The sequence below is a fragment of the Luteitalea pratensis genome, from assembly GCF_001618865.1.
GTDB lineage: Bacteria > Acidobacteriota > Vicinamibacteria > Vicinamibacterales > Vicinamibacteraceae > Luteitalea > Luteitalea pratensis.
In genome coordinates this window covers 1,362,662-1,378,053 of record NZ_CP015136.1, presented here as the reverse complement: position 1 = coordinate 1,378,053, position 15,392 = coordinate 1,362,662, and the positions used below count along the sequence as shown (strand labels likewise).

The window sequence follows — 15,392 nt, the reverse complement described above, 5'->3', positions numbered from 1 at the left end:
CGTCAGGCGGCCAGGTACGCGCGCTGCAGGCTGGCGATGTCGATCTTCTGCATGCCCATCAAGGCGCGGGCAACGCGTCCGGACGCCTTCGGGTCCGGATCGCTCATCAATTCGGTCAGTGCCGACGGGACGATCTGCCAGGAGAGCCCGAAGCGATCGTCGAGCCACCCGCAGGCGTTGGGCTTGCCGCCACCGTCGAGGAGCCTGGTCCAGAGTGCGTCCACTTCCGCCTGCGTTTCGCACGACACGGCAAGCGAGATCGCCGGCGTGAACGTGAACGCTGGCCCGCCGTTCAGCGCGATGAACGACTGGCCCGCCATCTCGAAGGCGATGTTCAGGACGGCGCCCTGTGGACCGGGACCACCCTCGCCCCATCGCACGACGTTGGTGATTCGCGCATCGTCAAAGAGCGAGGTGTAGAAGGCAACCGCCTCGTCGGCATTGCCGTTGAACCACAAGTGCGTCGCGATCTTCGGAGTACCTGTCATCGTCTGAGCTCCCGTGATGCTGCCGCCCATGTGCGGCGTTCATCGTGTAGTCGGAGCCGACCGCCAGGACTCTACATGGCAGTCGAATGGATGTAGCCGTCGATACTCAGCTCGACGGGAGTCGGGAGTCGGGAGTCGGGAGTCGGCTTCCGGTAGCGCCGTGCCTACCACGTCCTGACGACGACCGCCGGACTGAAGTCCGGCGGCTACGTCCGGTGCAAGCGACGGAGCCGGGATGGGGATTCGGGAGTCGTCGATCACCACCCGTAGCCGAACTTGAGGTAGATGCCCCGATTGCCCTCGACGCCTTGCGCGTACTCGAGATTCACCAGCATGCGCTGGGCCGGCTTGATGACCAACTGCAGGCCCGCGCCCCAGTTCGGGTAGAACTGGCGGTTGGACGAAGTAGCACCGCGGTTGCCATACAGGCCAGCCAGACCGGCGAACATCGTCGAGGTCCATCGCGAGCCGAGCGACAGGCGCTCTTCTGCCTCGACCGATGACATGTGCGGCGCCAGGTACTGGCCCTGCTTGTAGCCGCGCAGCACGACCGTCGCCTGCGCCACCGACGGCGCATCCTGCGTCAGCCAGTTGTACTGCCTGAACGCCATCAGGTGACCACCGCGCTGCGGCCAGATGATTCTGAGGTCCGCGCGGTAGGCATCGAAGGATTCCTCGCCACCCAGACCCTCACGGTAGGCGCGGTTGTCCAGGTCCAGGAACCAGCCGCGACGAGGCATGTCTTCATTGTCGCGGGAGTCGTGCATCACGACCGCCCCGAGGGCGACCGACTTGTACCCGACCAGGCCCAGCGTCTCGAGGACAAGGTTGTCCTGCGTCGACTCGCCGAAGACCTGGTAATTGGTGGCGACGCCCTGCGCGCCCAACAACCAGTTGCCCTTCACGCGGTAGAGATATCGACCCGCCGCCGCCCTCAGATCGTCGGCGGTCTTCAGTGGTTGCCCGGACCCGAGGTAATCGTCGTAGTCGTTCTTGATGTATCCGAGTACGGCGACGCCTGCGAGGCGATGGTGGTCGGCGCCGAACGAGGCGCGGGCAAACGCCGAGGCAATCGTGGAGTGCGTCGACGTGTACTGGTACGAGACCCCGAACAGCGAAACACGGCTGACAGGGTCGAACTTGTGCAGGTATGCACCCATGGCCCCGAGTGACGTGCCAGCTTCGGGCTCGACGAGACCAGTGGCACCAGCAACCAGGGCGACGATCGACCCGCCGGGGCGTCCTTCGGCTCTTCCTCCGTCGAGGGCTGCCAGGAGAGACAGTCTCCGCTGCCTCGTCGAGCCTTTGTGGTCGAGCATCGGAATTCATTCCCAAACGCGTGCACCAGGGGAGCGACTGCGCGCCAGCAGGCCCGCGATCTTAGCACTGCGCCTGGCGCCTCCTGCGACTCGCCAGCGCAGGGCTGTAACCATCGCCTTACGTTGCAGGCGCACGCTGAGCGAAGCGAGAGGGCGGCGATGAATTGGCAACGCCTGGGGTACGAATCCGGGATGTCGACGGCGATCGAGAGAGTGGGAACGGAAGCAGATGACACAGGGGACGGTCTCGTCGGCGGCCCGCGGCGCCGCGCAGGACGGCCGTCAAGGAGGCCGTCGACGCGAAGATCGGCGCGAAGAAGGACGACCTGCGTCGTCGGCGCAGGTCGTCGGTCGCCGGTGGCGCCGTGTGCGTCACCGACGGAAGCGCACGTAGCGGTTGTCGGACCCCGCATCCTCGGCGGTGTAGGTCACGACATCGACCTGGGCGTTGGTGTCGTCCTGCAGGATCAGGTTGCCACCATTGTTCCCGAGCTGCACGCCCCTGCCGTCGAGCGCGACGATGAGTGACGCCCCGGGGGCGAGCGTCGCGTCAATCGGCGTGGCACGGCCGTTCTTGTCGAGCAGGCGCCAGTGGCTCAGCGTCTGCGACGTGGCTGCGAGGTTGCCCAGCACCACGGTCTCGAGCCCCGGGTCCGCGCCACTCGGATTGATCAATGCGCGCTCGATGTAGATCGTCGACACCAGCGGCGGGGGCAAGGTCGGCCCGCCGCCGCCGAGGATCTGCTCGATGGCGAGCGCACCCGTGGCCGCATTGCCAGCGGCGTCGGTCGGCACCCGCTGACTCTGGAACGCGAGGAACAGTCCCATCAGGCGATCCGGGAACTTGAGGATCAATCCGCCATCGTGAAAGACACCATTGTCACCGGCGTGCTGCCCGACGTTGCCCTGGTTCATGTGGATGTCGTGGATGCCGTGCAGGCCGTCGGTGTTGCCAAACTCCATGTCGATCGGCTTGTGCAGGTTCTGCTCGAACTTTGCCCCGAACGCGAAGATCTCGCCGCCGGCGGCCTTGCACTGCTCCAGGAACAACGACAGCAGGTCCTGGAGATCGTCGGCGCTCGCGGCGCCGGTCGGCGGCAATACGCGGCCGAGCGCGAGATCGAACAGCGGCGCCTTGACGTAGTCGAGCGCCCCGCCGGCATTGGCCGCAAGCGTCGTGAACCCCTGCGATCGGCCCTCCAACGACGCCAGCACCGGATGGCCGACAAGCGGGTCGACCACCCAGAACGCGACGTGCGAGCCGGTGTTGGACTGGACGTTCACCGCGATTCGCCACGGCTGCCCGCCATCCTCGAGTACCCGAATCTGCAGGTGCGGGGTGGACGCGTTGTCCTCGCGCTTGAACCGATCCGGACGCCCGCGCAGCACACCGTAGAGAATGGCCATTACACGCTCCTCACATGGGATAACGGTCGCGCCGCGCCGTCCGTACAGGTGGCCCGGCCGTGTGGCGCGCTTGCCCGCCTGTTCCCTGGCCACCTCGGCCAGATCGATGTCGTCGCCTGAGGTGGTGGCGCCGGACGTCTTGCCGGCAGACGACCAACGCCCGCACACTTGGTCGACATCGTCATGAAGTCACGGTTGTTGGCCCTGTCGGCGCTGCTGGCGTTGGCGCTCCTGCCCGGCGTCCAGGACCACGCGGATGTGCTGATCCGGCACGTCACGGTCGTGGACGTCGAGCATGGGCTACCGATCGCCGATCAGGCGGTGGCCACATCCGGGAGCCGGATCGTCGCGACCGGCGGCGACGCCACCGTCGCGTCCGCGTGGCGCGCGACGCAGACGATCGATGCCAGCGGCCAGTACCTCATCCCCGGCCTGTGGGACATGCATATGCACTTCGGAGGCGGCGCCGACCTCATCGAAGAGAACAAGGCCCTGCTTCCTCTCTACGTCGCACACGGCATCACGACCGTGCGCGACGCGTCTGGCGACCTTCCACAACAGGTGCTGGCCTGGCGGCGCGAGATCGCCGACGGCACGCTGTTCGGCCCGACGCTGTTGAGCTCCGGTCCCAAGATCGAGGGGATCGCGCCGGTGTGGAAGGGCACGCTGGAAACGGGATCGGAAGCCGACATCGACAAGGCGATGATCACGCTCCGTGGGCTCGACGTCGACTTCGTGAAGATCACTGACAGCACGTTGAAGCCCGAGCTGTTCCCCTACGCTGTGCGCAAGGCACGTGCCGCAGGCCTGAAGGCATCCGGCCACATCCCGATGGCGCTGACGGTGCGCGAAGCGGTTGACGCCGGCATCAGTTCGATCGAGCACCTCGACTACGCCTTCAAGGCTGGCGTGAAGGACGAGGCGGCGATCGCCGCGGATTTCGCGGCGGGTCGCATCGACCGCGCTGAGGCGAACCGGCGCCTCGACGCCGGGTTCGATCGCGCGACAGCGATGAAGGCCTACCGCTACCTCGCCGAGAAGACCGTCTCGGTCTCGCCGACGCTCAACGGGAGCCGCATCATCGCGTTTCTCGACCAGGACTCGCATCAGCGCGACGCGTACCTGGCCTACATCGGTCCCGGATTACGCAAGACCTACGAGGGGCGCGTGCAACGCGCCGCCCAGGCTGACGAGGCAGCGATTGCCCAGAGGCACGCGCATTACGGTCGAGTGGCGGCGGTGCTGCCCTTGCTCCAGCAGGCGGGGGTGACAATCCTGGCCGGCACTGATGCCGGCTTCCTGAACTCGTTCAACTACCCCGGGGCCGGACTGCACGACGAACTCGCGCTCTACGTGCAGAACGGGCTGACGCCTGCGCAAGCCCTGTCGTCAGCGACCCGCTCGGGCCCGGCGTGGTTCGGCCGGCTCGACACGTATGGCGCGATCAGCGTGGGCCGCGCCGCCGACATGGTGCTGCTCGACCGCAATCCACTGGACGACATCACCGCCACTCGAACGATCCGCGCCGTGATGCTGCGTGGGACGGTTCACGATCGCGCCGCCCTCGATCGCATGCTGGCCGACACGCGCGACAAGGTTGCGGCATGGAATGGAGCCGGGAGCAACATGAACACGATGACGCTGCACGCCGCAGCGGCCAGCAACGACGTGGCCGCGATCAGGAACCTGCTCGCCACGGGAGCCGCGATTGACGCGCGCGACGAACGCGGACGGACGGCGCTTCTTGTCGCCACGCACGCCAACACGGTCGGCGCGGCCAGGGCACTGATCGAGGCGGGCGCCGACGTCAATGCCAAGGACGACATCCACGACAGCGCGTATCTCTATGCGGGCGCGAGCGGCCACCTCGAGATCCTGAAGATGACCCTCGAACACGGGGCCGACCTGAAGAGCACGAACCGCTACGGCGGCACCGCGCTCATTCCGGCGGCGGAGCGGGGTCATGTCGACACGGTGCGCACGCTCATCGACGCGGGTGTCGACGTCGACCATGTCAACAACCTGGGGTGGACGGCCCTGCTCGAGGCCGTCATCCTCGGTGACGGCGGCGTGTCGCACGCGCGGATCGTGCAGTTGCTGGTGAAGGCCGGGGCGCGCGTGAGCCTGGCCGACCGCGATGGCGTGACACCGCTCGGGCATGCGCGTAGCCGCGGTTTCCGGACGATCGAGAACGAGCTTGTCGCAGCTGGCGCCCAGTGACGGGCGGCACTTGCGACGCGCGGCACACGGAGCAAGCAATGGACGCGCCTGGACCAGACACCGCCACACTTGTCGAGGAAGTGAAGACCGCGTTTGCGTCCGATGACGCCGCCGGGGTCCGCGCGATCCTGCATCGTCATCCGCAGATGAAGGCGCTGATCAACCAGCCGATCGGCCCCTTCGACTCCCCAGCCATCGTCAACATCCGCAGCCGCGAAATGCTGGACGTCCTGGTCGATGCCGGTGCGGACATCAATGCCAGGAGTCGCTGGTGGGCGGGTGGCTTCGGGTTGCTGGACTCGGCGGAACCAGACCTTGCGGCCTATGCGATCGAACGAGGAGCGATCGTCGACGCGCATGCAGCGGCGCGGCTCGGCATGCTCGATCGCCTGCGTGAGCTGGTGTCCTTGGATCCATCTGTCGTGCATGCCCGAGGCGGAGACGGTCAGACGCCGCTCCACTTTGCCGGCACGCCGGAGGCGGCCCGGTATCTCCTCGAGTCCGGCGCTGACATCAACGCGCGTGACGTCGATCACGAGTCCACCCCAGTTCAGTACATGCTCAAGGAGCGGCAGGACGTGGCCCACTACCTGGTCACGCGGGGCTGTCGCACGGATCTCCTCATGGCGAGCGCGCTCGGCGACCTCGATCTCGGACGACGCCACCTCGACGCCGACCCTGGCTGTATCCGGATGCGCGTCAACAGCGACTGGTTTCCGATGGTCAATCCACGAGCTGGTGGAACCATCTACCAATGGACGCTGGGCTTCCATGTGTCGGCACATCACGTTGCCAGGACGTTCGGCCACCAGGACGTGCTGACACTGCTGCTGGAGCGCTCGCCCGTGGACGCCAGGCTCGTCGATGCATGCTGGTCGGCTGACGAGGCGGCGCTTCACGCGATCCGGCGCGGGCACCCGGGCCTTGTCGAGCGCCTTTCAGAAGATGACCGTCGGGAGGTGGCGCACGCCGCCCGGAACAACCAGGCCGCCGTCGTGCGACTCATGCTGGAATGCGGCTGGCCCGTGGCCGCGAAAGGCCAGCATTACGCGACGCCGCTGCACTGGGCCGCGTTTCACGGCAACGCCGAGATGGCGGAGACAATCCTGCGGTTCAATCCGCCACTCGAGGCCACCGATGCTGATTTCCATGGCACGCCGCTCGGATGGGCAGTCCATGGGTCCCAGCACGGGTGGTACTGCCGGACAGGTGACTACGGCGCCACTGTCGCGACATTGATTCGCGCTGGTGCCCGGCGCCCTGATGCCATCGGGGGAAGCGCTGCCGTGCAGGACGTGCTCCGCGGCTCCGCATCGGCATCGAACTGACGATCGTCCGCCGCGCTCGCGTCGGCCCTCCGCGAACAGGCCGGTTGCCCACGCTCCCAAAGAGTTACCCTTCGGACGTCGTCCGCTCCATGCGCACCTCGGATTCCAGGCTCTCCGCGTCGCGCCCGATCGTGGCCACCGCCAGCGTCCGGTCGCCGCGCTTGTAAGCCACGGAACAATCGAGGGACTCGAGCGAACCACTGATCTGCACCGCGTCCCATGCTTCCGCGTGGCCAACGTACTTGATCGACGCGTCGTAGTGCTGGCTCCAGAAGAACGGCACCACGTCGAACCGTTCGCGGGCGCCCAGCATGTTGCGCGCGGCGACCTGCCCCATGCGCTCGGCGACGACCCAGTGCTCGACGCGAATGCGCTGGCCTGTGTGCGGGTCGGGCCACCGGGCCACATCCCCGGCGGCGAAAATACCGGCGGCATTCGTTTCCAGGTATTCATTCACCGTGATACCGCGGTCTACCGCGATGCCGGCCTGCTCGGCGAGCGCCGTCGCCGGCCGAACGCCGACGCCCATCACCACGAAATCCGCATCGAGCGTCGTCCCATCGCTGAGGGTGACCGAGCGTCCATCGACCGCCTTGACGGTCTGCCCGAGGTGAAACGTGACGCCCTGAGCCTCGTGCAGCGATCGCACGAACCGGCCGACCTCGACGCCCATGACGCGCTCGAGTGGCATGCTCTCGGGCGCGACCACGTCGACGTCGATCCCGCGCGCACGCAGCGACGCCGCTACCTCGAGGCCGATGAAGCTCGCGCCGGCGATCACGACATGCCTGGCGTTCTTCGTACGCTCGACAATCGCGCGGCTGTCGGCGAACGAGCGCAAGTACATCACCCGATCACTCGTGGCGCCTGGAATCGGCAACCGCACGGGATCGGCGCCGGTGGCAAGGAGGAGCGCGCCAAACGAACGCTCCGAACCATCGTCGAGCCGGATGGTTCGTCGCGCCGAATCGATGGAGGCCACCTGGCGCCCGAGGACCATCTCGATGCGCTTCCCGGCATAGAACTCGGCGGGCCAGAGCGGAATCCAATCGTCCTGCGCATCTCCCGCAAGGTAATCCTTCGAAAGATTGGGACGGTCGACCGGCGGATCCGCATCGGCGCTGATCATGGTGAGCGGTCCGTCGTAGCCTTCACGCCGGATCATCTCGGCAGCCGCGACGCCCGCCGCACCGCCTCCGACGATGACAATCGAGGAAGGGCGGGTGGACGTCGGGATCGCAGAAGCTTGCTCGACCGCTTGCATCTTGTCGCGAACGAAAATCAGTTCGCCCTCGCGCTCGACGCGCCAGCAGGCAATCGGATCGAGCGCGGGTGCGCGCAGCGCCTCGCCCGTGCGCAGGCTGAAGCACGCGTGATGCAGTGGACAGCGGATGGTGTCGCCGACGACGAGTCCTTCAGCGAGCGGCCCGCGGTAGTGCGTGCAGTTTGCACCGACCGCAAACAACTCATCGCCTGAACGAACCAGCACCACATCCTGGTCACCCACGTGGCCGAGCATCATCCCGCCATCAACGAGTCCCGCGGCCGACACGCCTTTCGACAGATCTACCGTCGCCGTCTTCTTCGGGTCGCTCATGGCTCCGAATCTATCACCACGCGTTCACTGAATCTCTCACCCATCCTTCTTGCCGCGCCGTCGCTCGCGCGCCGAAGCAGCTGGACGTTTCGGCCTCGCCGCGACCCTCGGCCCGGTCGCTCGACCTGATTGCTCGAACGACCGGTAGAGCGAGTCGAACAGCGTCATTCCGTGCTCGAGCAATGCCTCGTCGTTCTGATAGGCGAGCTGCAGGCCCTCGATCATGGCGCGGACCGTGCCGCAATCGGGCGCGCCGAAGCGGCCATCCTTGAGATCCAGGTCATGAACGATCGCCGCAATCCTCGAGAGCGCCGGTCCAGCGAGGCCGAAGACCGAGCACAGCGTTTCGAACCCGCACTGGAGGCCCGAAGCCTGCGTGTTTCGGTGAGCATCATCGGGTCGAGCGATCGATGCATGTAATATCGGACACGTCCTTTGCCCCATTCTTTCCCACCAGGCTCCCGATCGGACCGTCCACATGGGCGCCGCTCTCGCATCGGATACCGAATAACCCATTCGGGACCGTTGTCGTATTCGGTTGAGTAAACAAGCCCATGGCCGAGTCCGCCAGATTCACCGCCGAATTTCCGACGGCGCGAATACCGTGTTCGGCATTCCCGTCGAACCTGTTGCCGGCAACGTCTGCATGGGACGCCTGCTGGACGGAAAGGCCGCTGCGACGATTGCCGGTGAGACTGTTTCCAATGATGCGGGCGGTGGAGGTGCGCAGCACACGGATTCCATCGCCGCCATTCTCCAAGATTGAATTCGGACTCGGAACCGTATCGTCGGTCCGCAACACTCCGATATGCGCCGAAGCGCTGCCGAGCACCAGGATGCCGTCAACACCGCTGTGCCGAATCGTATTGTTGATGATCCGCCCAAAACTGTTCTGCGAAACCTCGAGCCCCATCTCCGAGGCGTTCTCGATCATGTTGTGGTCGACGATCGCGGTGCCACCTCGGTTGATCGCAATGCCCGAGAAGCCGCCATCGGTAGTAAAGCCTTTGATTCTGATCTCGCGGCCGAGGACCTGGATCGCCGGCTGTCGCGCGTCTGGCGGCTTCACCGTCGCCGTGCCCTGTCCGTCGATGGTGATGCGTTGAAGCTCCGACTGAATGACGACGTTTTCCAGGCAGCGTCCTTGCACTAGAACGACGTCGCCGGGTTTGAGGCTCTTCAACACCCGGTTGATGGCGCCTCCAGCATTGCAATCAACGGTTACGGGACGCGATTCGTCAGCCTGACGCTGCTGCTCGGTCAAGCCCAACGAGGTGAGGCTGATGAGTACCGCAAGCCATTTCGTCATGACTGTGCTCGACGGTGTGCTGGCCGTTCGCTGGCGCGATCTTGGGCCCCCTCCTCAAGGTTTTCGCGGGTAGGGAGAGCTCAATCGCGATATGAATTCAGTCGAGCTAGCTTACAGCGCGTGCATAACGCAGTCAGAACCCGCGGATGTGCCGCGGGAGGAAAGGAAGTGGTATGGCCAGGCTCGTGTTCGGAATGAACCAGTCCCTGGACGGCTACGTCGACCATATGGCGTTTGCGCCAGGCCCCACGCTCTTCCGCCACTTCATCGAGGAGGCTGAGGGGCAGGCGGGCAGTGTCTACGGTCGCCACATGTATGAGGTCATGCGTTACTGGGACGACGATCATCCTGAATGGAATGCAGAGGAACACGCCTTCGCGGCGGCGTGGCGGAACCAGCCGAAATGGGTCGTCTCGCGCTCGTTGAAGTCGGTCGGCCCCAACGCCAGGCTTGTTGGTGATGATCTGGAGAGCGCGATCCGCGAACTGAAGGCCGGGCGCGACGGGGAGATCGAAGTTGCTGGCCCGGACCTGGCGCACAGCCTGACCGCACTTGGCCTGATCGATGAGTATCGAATCTACTTGCACGCCGTCGTGCTTGGTCACGGCAAACCATATTTCGCCGGCCCCCGGCCGCCGCTCCGCCTTATGGCGAGTGATCGGATTGGCGAGGATGTGATCAGGTTGGCCTACGTTCCTGCTTGATCTCGGTGGGAAGAAGAACGCGGCCGGCCAGAAGGTGGCGTCGAGAGCTATTGGGTTCGTGCCGGCTGGTAGACAGCTGCCACGGCGCCAGAGCCGAAGGGGGCATGCTTTCGGGCCGCGAATTCACAGTCCAGGCTCGTTTGGCCGGAGACGGCAGCATCTACCGCCGACAGCAAGGGAGCTTTCGCGCGATTTCACTCGAATCTCAACGGTTGCTCACGGTTTGGTGAGGACTTCGCGGCCCGGCCTCGGCCACACTGCGGGCATGACAACCGCTGTACTGAACCCCGTGAAGGCGTTCACCCTGATCGCCCTCGGCCTGGCCATCGCGGCCATGGGAATCTATGTGGCCAACGCCGACGACGCGCCAGGCGCCGCGGTCATCGGCATGCTGCTGATGGTGGTCGGCGTCGTGCTCGGTGTGAGGGCGGCGCGCAACCGGCTGCCGATGTGGGCTGCTCGCAGCGCGCTTGCCGTTGGCGTCGTCGTCGCCGCGTTCGCGGCGTTTCTGACCCACGCGGTCGTTGTGACGGCGCCACTCTTCCCGCAGTCGCAGGAGGTGCCATCGGTCGTCGCCTCCGCGCCGTCACCGCAACATACGGCGGCCGTCGAGCGCGCTCGGGAGCTCGTGCGCGCAGCCGTATTGGAGCAGAACCTGCCCGGGGTGTCCGTGGCGGTCGGTGCCGGCGGCACCGTCATCTGGGCCGAAGGGTTCGGATGGCGGGACGTCGTGACACGGACGCCCGTCACGCCCGACACGCGGTTCAACATCGGCACCGCGGCGTCCGCGGTCAGCGCCGCCGCTGCGCGGCTCGGGCTGACCAACACCGGGGCTGATGCGGCGAAAGAATGGAGCCCTGAAGCGATCGGCGAGGAGGGAGAGGACTTCCCGCCCCTCACGCTCCTCCGCCACGTCATCTGGCAGCCGCTCGGCCTCATGCCCGCGGAGTACCCGCTGCCGGGCCACCGCGCGACGTTCTATGTTCCGAGATCCGATGACAATCCCGGCCGTGGACGACGACTGATGTACATGCGCGACCTGGCCTGTTGCGCGAACGGGATGGCGTTCTATTCGACGCCGTTCGATCTCGTGCGCTTCGCACTGGCGACCCACCCCGACAGCGTCAACGGTGAGCTCGCCGGTGGCATGGTGATGTCGCTGCTGACGGGGCGCGACAGCGGCATCGTCATCGCGGTCACGTCGAACATGGCGCACGCGAACACGTCCTCGCTGGCACTTCGAGTCGCGGACGCGTTCGCGCAACAGACGCGATGATCGCGCAGGCCTCCGCACGACGTGACAGTCACATCACTTCGACGCCATGCGTGTTCAGATGGACCTTCGATACGCACACGTGCGACGACCATCATTGCCGACTGTCAGTCCCGCGCGCGCAGAAGAACGCCAGAGCGGCGATGAAGAGGATGTCGAGGACCGCGCGGAAGTGCCACGATTTGCGCGCAGAACAACCCGTTGCCAACGAAATCACGCTTGACCCGTCCCGCGGACTCCACCACACTCCGTTTCGCGTTCTTGAAATGGCTATCCTTGGCCCGCTCGACGCAACACCGGCTGCCAACAGCGACCTTTGCCTGGCACGATCTCGGCGCAATGAAATTCTGCGTCTGCCGATTCAGTTCGACCGTCCTTGAATCGGCTCCTCGAACAGACGGTCCGAAGGAAATCCGACATGCTGCAATCGGTCGATGGTTTCTGGATCTCTGCCAGTGTATTCACCGGCACCTTTTCCAATTCCTATTTTCACTTCATCGGCTCACCGGGCCAGAATGTCTACGCCACCATCTCGCTCTCGGGGGTCGATCATTATTCGACTGAGCCGGACATGGAGCGGCACGCGACCGCCTACATCGCGCGATGGACGGCCTGGGGTCCCGACGGAAAACTCTTCGCCCCGTCTCCGAACAGTATGGGACGCACACAGAATGCCGTGGCGATCCGCGATTGCGCTTCGATCGAGTTCCGTCTTGATGTTGAAAACTGGGTCGTCGCCACCGCGCAGATCAACATTTTTCAGTTCTAACTTAGGGATACACCATGATCAGGACGTTCATCGCTTATGACACGCGATCCGGTCGGATCGTCGCCGCGCACCACGGCCCGGACCTTCCCGGCTATGAATGGAAGCCGCAATTCGGCGCAGATTTGCAGGTTGCCATCGTCGAAGGGCCTTTCCCCGAGTTGTGTGAAGGGAAGCAGTACACGTTCCATGCCGCGACAAGGACACTTATCGAGACCGTGGACCAGTCAGGAATTACCTTCGGTTTCGGCAGCTCGGGAGGGACTTCTTCGAGTGGGTCGGCGGCGATTTGACGCCCCGCCTGGCGCTCTCTCTGTCACCAACTCTGGGCGCGGGCGACTTTCGAAATGAGGCTACATGACGGAGCCGCCCAGGCCAATCAACTGTTGATCCGGAGCGTGGGGCGTCATTGCGGCCGGAGGCGAAGGCGGCGTATGCCCACTCCTTCAGAGGCGCCGGCGCCGGCGCGAGTAACAGCACCGCCCCGAGGGCCTGGCCCACGCGAGCTCCACGCGGAAGTCGTCGGTGAAGCCGAGGCGGGTAGACGCCTCGCCTTGCATGCCGCCAATCCGAATGCTATATACTGAACCATATGGTTCTGTATTCGCGGACCCGCTTCGATGCCGCGTTTGCCGCGCTCTCGGACGCCACCCGACGCGGTGTTCTGGAGCAACTCGGGCGTGCAGACGCTTCGATCACCGACCTTGCCGACAAGTTCCACATGACCCTAACGGGCATGAAGAAGCACGTCGGCGTCCTGGAGCAGGCGGGGCTCGTCACCACGGCGAAGGTCGGGCGCGTGCGGACCTGCAGGCTCGGCCTGCACAGACTGGATGAAGAGGCGGCATGGATCGAGAGGTACCGCCAGCTCTGGGATGCACGGTTCGACGAGCTGGACAAGGTTGTCGAGGAACTGAAACGGAAGGAGAAGGTTGATGGACGCAAGAAGAGAGAGTGAGCCCACGCCCATGAAGAACCGCACGACGGTGGAGCGGAAGTCCGAGCGTGAGCTAGTCGTTACCCGAACCTTCAACGGCCCGGCCCGCATCGTGTTCGAGGCGTGGACCAGGCCCGAGCTGTTCAGGCAGTGGTGGTTGCCGCGGTCGATGGGCATGTCCCTGCGTTCCTGTGAGATGGATGTTCGTGTCGGGGGCAAGTACCGTCTCGAGTTCGAACCCGATGGTATGGCGTTCTTCGGCACGTACCTCGAAGTGACACCGCACTCGCGCCTCGTGTGGACCAACGAGGAAGGCGGTGAGGGTGGGCCTGTCACCACGGTGACATTCGAGGAAAAGCATGGCCAGACGCTGCTGGTCATGCACGAGCTCTATTCCTCGAAGGAAGCGCTCGACGCTGCCGGCACCGGGGCGGCGGATGCGACGGTCGAAACGTTCGCGCAACTGGACGAGCTTCTCCTCACCCTGGGCGCGAGCGTGGGACGGTCATGAAGTCGTCGATCTCGCAAACGACGCGTATCGAGCACTGAACTGAGCGGCCTGAAGATTGATGGATGACTTCACCACTGTCGATGTTCAGACGAGTCAGGCCACGATTTTTGTGCGCTCGTCAGGATCGGGGCCACCGGTCCTGTTGTTGCAATCCTCAGCTCGCGCTGGGCGGGCTGAGGTTCTTCTCAACCTCTGCGAGCGTAATCATCATCATCATTGGATCGACCGGACCCTCGTGAAATCCGGCACGTGCATAGGTGCGCTTCGCGTCATCTGACATCGCGTGAAGCAGCACCGCGCGAATGCCAGCGATTTGAGCGGCCGCGATGGTGCGGAATAGGGCGTCCCTTAGAAGCGCGGAACCAAGACCTTGTTTCTGGTAGGCGGAATCGACGGCCGAACGCGCAAGCACCATCACCGGAATTGGATCCGGCATGTTGCGCTTCGTTTTGGCGAACACGTCCTTGTGAGCAACGGCGCCGTTTGCAAGCGCATAGAAGGCGACCACACGTCCGCCTTCTGTCACGACGTAGGTCCGTGAAGTGCCCAGCGCCTCATTCGCAAGCGCTCGGCGTTTCAGCCAATTGTCGAGTTCAGGCGTACCGGAGTCGAAAGAGCTGACGTCGTGCTCGGCTGTCAGGTGCTCTGGAGCGCTAATTCCTGCCGCACTCATCGTTCCCAGGGAGCTTTTCTAGAGAGAAGCTCGCGCAGCCGCGGGTTCTCGGCGGGAGACGCATCCAGGGCAGCGTTGAACTTCGCGAACGCAGCTGTGTCCAGCTGAAAATACCGCTGGTCGAGAAGTACAGTTGTCGCTTCACGGGTTGCTGCGTTCAGAACGAACTGAGTACGGTCCTTCCCGGCAACTGCAGCGGCTCGATCGATGAGCGTGCGTCGCTCTTCCTCGATGCGGATATTGATGGTTCGTGTCCGCGCGGCGGTTGCAGGGGCTGCCATGGTTTGCTCTCTATTGTGACGCCCATGTCGAGACATCAATGTCCCTACTCTAGCGCGCTGTATACACGATGTCAACACAGCATCTATCGAACCAGTTGCGGACATCGTCCAGTCAGGCGCTGCACCCGCAACACTGACCAATCAATGACTTAGGCGGACAAGACCGGGCTCATCCTGCTTGCAAGTCGCTGATTTTATTGGATTTATTGGGCTGCGGATCGCCACCGCCGGATTCGAGCCCGCGGGCGCGAGCCGAATGGCGAGCGGACGCGTGCCTGAAGCCTGCCCGGAGGAGCCAGACGCGCGAAGTGCAGGATGGGCGATCGCCGTCGCCGGATTTGGGTGTTCACCGAGGCGTGAGCCGCAGGCGAACGGACGAGTGCCTGAAGCCTACCTGCAGGAGCCATACGGGCAGAACGTGACTGACGGATCGCCAACGCCGGATTCGAGCCCGCGGGCGCGAGCCGGATGGCGAGCGGACGCGAGCCTGAAGCCTACCTGGAGGAGCCAGACGAGCGATGTGCAGAATGGGCGATCGCCGTCGCCGGATTCGAGCCCGAGGCCGTGAGCCGCAGGCGA

At 64.7% G+C, this 15,392-nt stretch carries 16 protein-coding genes and 1 pseudogene; 9 read left to right on the top strand and 8 right to left on the bottom strand.

Translation table 11 applies throughout. From position 1 onward, the window contains the following. Positions 1-2 precede the first annotated feature (2 nt). The 3 genes from LuPra_RS05765 to LuPra_RS05755 all read right to left on the bottom strand — a co-directional run bounded on the left by LuPra_RS05765 (position 3) and on the right by LuPra_RS05755 (position 3,214). Positions 3-488, bottom strand: a complete 486-nt coding sequence (locus tag LuPra_RS05765; protein ID WP_110174546.1) for a VOC family protein — start codon at positions 486-488, stop codon at positions 3-5. Between the two features lie 257 nt (positions 489-745). Then, positions 746-1,807 carry a BamA/TamA family outer membrane protein gene (locus tag LuPra_RS05760; RefSeq protein WP_110169862.1) on the bottom strand — a complete coding sequence of 354 codons (1,062 nt, stop codon included), beginning with the start codon at positions 1,805-1,807 and terminating at the stop codon, positions 746-748. 372 nt (positions 1,808-2,179) lie between these two features. Then, a complete protein-coding gene (locus LuPra_RS05755) occupies positions 2,180-3,214 on the bottom strand; it encodes a DUF2278 family protein (RefSeq protein ID WP_157898784.1) in 1,035 nt (344 codons plus the stop codon). Between the two features lie 183 nt (positions 3,215-3,397). Here LuPra_RS05755 and LuPra_RS05750 point away from each other — a divergent pair. From LuPra_RS05750 to LuPra_RS05745, 3 genes and pseudogenes are all read left to right on the top strand, one after another. Beyond that, positions 3,398-4,837: pseudogene (locus LuPra_RS05750) on the top strand (amidohydrolase family protein); the annotation flags it as partial. A 3-nt stretch (positions 4,838-4,840) separates the two neighbouring features. After that, complete coding sequence (locus LuPra_RS34255) at positions 4,841-5,434, top strand: ankyrin repeat domain-containing protein (protein ID WP_234800907.1); 594 nt, start codon at positions 4,841-4,843, stop codon at positions 5,432-5,434. A gap of 38 nt (positions 5,435-5,472) precedes the next feature. Next, positions 5,473-6,762, top strand: coding sequence for an ankyrin repeat domain-containing protein (locus LuPra_RS05745; RefSeq protein WP_110169860.1), 1,290 nt, complete (start codon positions 5,473-5,475; stop codon positions 6,760-6,762). 64 nt (positions 6,763-6,826) lie between these two features. On the opposite strand, the gene LuPra_RS05740 is transcribed toward LuPra_RS05745, so the two are convergent. Genes LuPra_RS05740 through LuPra_RS33015 form a run of 3 tightly spaced genes read right to left on the bottom strand, consistent with a single transcriptional unit; the run spans position 6,827 to position 9,668 of the window. Next, positions 6,827-8,359, bottom strand: coding sequence for an FAD-dependent oxidoreductase (locus LuPra_RS05740; protein WP_110169859.1), 1,533 nt, complete (start codon positions 8,357-8,359; stop codon positions 6,827-6,829). 36 nt (positions 8,360-8,395) lie between these two features. Then, positions 8,396-8,803 (bottom strand): chromate resistance protein ChrB domain-containing protein, encoded by a 408-nt coding sequence (locus tag LuPra_RS05735; RefSeq protein ID WP_234800745.1) that lies wholly within the window; start codon positions 8,801-8,803, stop codon positions 8,396-8,398. Further along, entirely contained in the window at positions 8,751-9,668 is a 918-nt protein-coding gene (locus LuPra_RS33015) for a right-handed parallel beta-helix repeat-containing protein (protein ID WP_110169857.1), read from the bottom strand. Before LuPra_RS33015 ends, LuPra_RS05735 begins: the two co-directional genes overlap by 53 nt. 173 nt (positions 9,669-9,841) lie before the next feature. On the opposite strand from LuPra_RS33015, the gene LuPra_RS05725 reads away from it, so the two are divergent. From LuPra_RS05725 to LuPra_RS05700, 6 genes are all read left to right on the top strand, one after another. After that, on the top strand, positions 9,842-10,372 hold the full coding sequence (locus LuPra_RS05725; RefSeq protein WP_110169856.1) for a dihydrofolate reductase family protein: 531 nt from the start codon (positions 9,842-9,844) through the stop codon (positions 10,370-10,372). 265 nt (positions 10,373-10,637) lie between these two features. Then, positions 10,638-11,648: a serine hydrolase gene (locus LuPra_RS05720; RefSeq protein ID WP_110169855.1), complete on the top strand. Its 1,011-nt coding sequence runs from the start codon at positions 10,638-10,640 to the stop codon at positions 11,646-11,648. 415 nt (positions 11,649-12,063) lie between these two features. Further along, positions 12,064-12,414 carry a hypothetical protein gene (locus LuPra_RS05715; protein WP_110169854.1) on the top strand — a complete coding sequence of 117 codons (351 nt, stop codon included), beginning with the start codon at positions 12,064-12,066 and terminating at the stop codon, positions 12,412-12,414. Between the two features lie 14 nt (positions 12,415-12,428). After that, positions 12,429-12,704 carry a hypothetical protein gene (locus tag LuPra_RS05710; RefSeq protein ID WP_110169853.1) on the top strand — a complete coding sequence of 92 codons (276 nt, stop codon included), beginning with the start codon at positions 12,429-12,431 and terminating at the stop codon, positions 12,702-12,704. 299 nt (positions 12,705-13,003) lie between these two features. Further along, positions 13,004-13,369, top strand: a complete 366-nt coding sequence (locus LuPra_RS05705) for an ArsR/SmtB family transcription factor (RefSeq protein WP_110169852.1) — start codon at positions 13,004-13,006, stop codon at positions 13,367-13,369. Positions 13,370-13,379: 10 nt separating this feature from the next. Then, on the top strand, positions 13,380-13,859 hold the full coding sequence (locus tag LuPra_RS05700) for an SRPBCC domain-containing protein (RefSeq protein ID WP_110169851.1): 480 nt from the start codon (positions 13,380-13,382) through the stop codon (positions 13,857-13,859). Between the two features lie 154 nt (positions 13,860-14,013). Here LuPra_RS05700 and LuPra_RS05695 read toward each other — a convergent pair whose 3' ends face one another. Together LuPra_RS05695 and LuPra_RS05690 are read right to left on the bottom strand one after the other, a co-directional pair. Further along, complete coding sequence (locus LuPra_RS05695; protein ID WP_110169850.1) at positions 14,014-14,532, bottom strand: GNAT family N-acetyltransferase; 519 nt, start codon at positions 14,530-14,532, stop codon at positions 14,014-14,016. After that, positions 14,529-14,813, bottom strand: a complete 285-nt coding sequence (locus tag LuPra_RS05690) for a type II toxin-antitoxin system TacA family antitoxin (RefSeq protein ID WP_234800744.1) — start codon at positions 14,811-14,813, stop codon at positions 14,529-14,531. Before LuPra_RS05690 ends, LuPra_RS05695 begins: the two co-directional genes overlap by 4 nt. Positions 14,814-15,392 lie beyond the last annotated feature (579 nt).

Coding starts and splice junctions, on each gene's coding strand:
- LuPra_RS05765 (WP_110174546.1), bottom strand. CDS start 488: ATGACAGGTACTCCGAAGATCGCGACGCACTTGTGGTTCAACGGCAAT.
- LuPra_RS05760 (WP_110169862.1), bottom strand. CDS start 1,807: ATGCTCGACCACAAAGGCTCGACGAGGCAGCGGAGACTGTCTCTCCTG.
- LuPra_RS05755 (WP_157898784.1), bottom strand. CDS start 3,214: ATGGCCATTCTCTACGGTGTGCTGCGCGGGCGTCCGGATCGGTTCAAG.
- LuPra_RS34255 (WP_234800907.1), top strand. CDS start 4,841: ATGAACACGATGACGCTGCACGCCGCAGCGGCCAGCAACGACGTGGCC.
- LuPra_RS05745 (WP_110169860.1), top strand. CDS start 5,473: ATGGACGCGCCTGGACCAGACACCGCCACACTTGTCGAGGAAGTGAAG.
- LuPra_RS05740 (WP_110169859.1), bottom strand. CDS start 8,359: ATGAGCGACCCGAAGAAGACGGCGACGGTAGATCTGTCGAAAGGCGTG.
- LuPra_RS05735 (WP_234800745.1), bottom strand. CDS start 8,803: ATGGGGCAAAGGACGTGTCCGATATTACATGCATCGATCGCTCGACCC.
- LuPra_RS33015 (WP_110169857.1), bottom strand. CDS start 9,668: ATGACGAAATGGCTTGCGGTACTCATCAGCCTCACCTCGTTGGGCTTG.
- LuPra_RS05725 (WP_110169856.1), top strand. CDS start 9,842: ATGGCCAGGCTCGTGTTCGGAATGAACCAGTCCCTGGACGGCTACGTC.
- LuPra_RS05720 (WP_110169855.1), top strand. CDS start 10,638: ATGACAACCGCTGTACTGAACCCCGTGAAGGCGTTCACCCTGATCGCC.
- LuPra_RS05715 (WP_110169854.1), top strand. CDS start 12,064: ATGCTGCAATCGGTCGATGGTTTCTGGATCTCTGCCAGTGTATTCACC.
- LuPra_RS05710 (WP_110169853.1), top strand. CDS start 12,429: ATGATCAGGACGTTCATCGCTTATGACACGCGATCCGGTCGGATCGTC.
- LuPra_RS05705 (WP_110169852.1), top strand. CDS start 13,004: ATGGTTCTGTATTCGCGGACCCGCTTCGATGCCGCGTTTGCCGCGCTC.
- LuPra_RS05700 (WP_110169851.1), top strand. CDS start 13,380: ATGAAGAACCGCACGACGGTGGAGCGGAAGTCCGAGCGTGAGCTAGTC.
- LuPra_RS05695 (WP_110169850.1), bottom strand. CDS start 14,532: ATGAGTGCGGCAGGAATTAGCGCTCCAGAGCACCTGACAGCCGAGCAC.
- LuPra_RS05690 (WP_234800744.1), bottom strand. CDS start 14,813: ATGGCAGCCCCTGCAACCGCCGCGCGGACACGAACCATCAATATCCGC.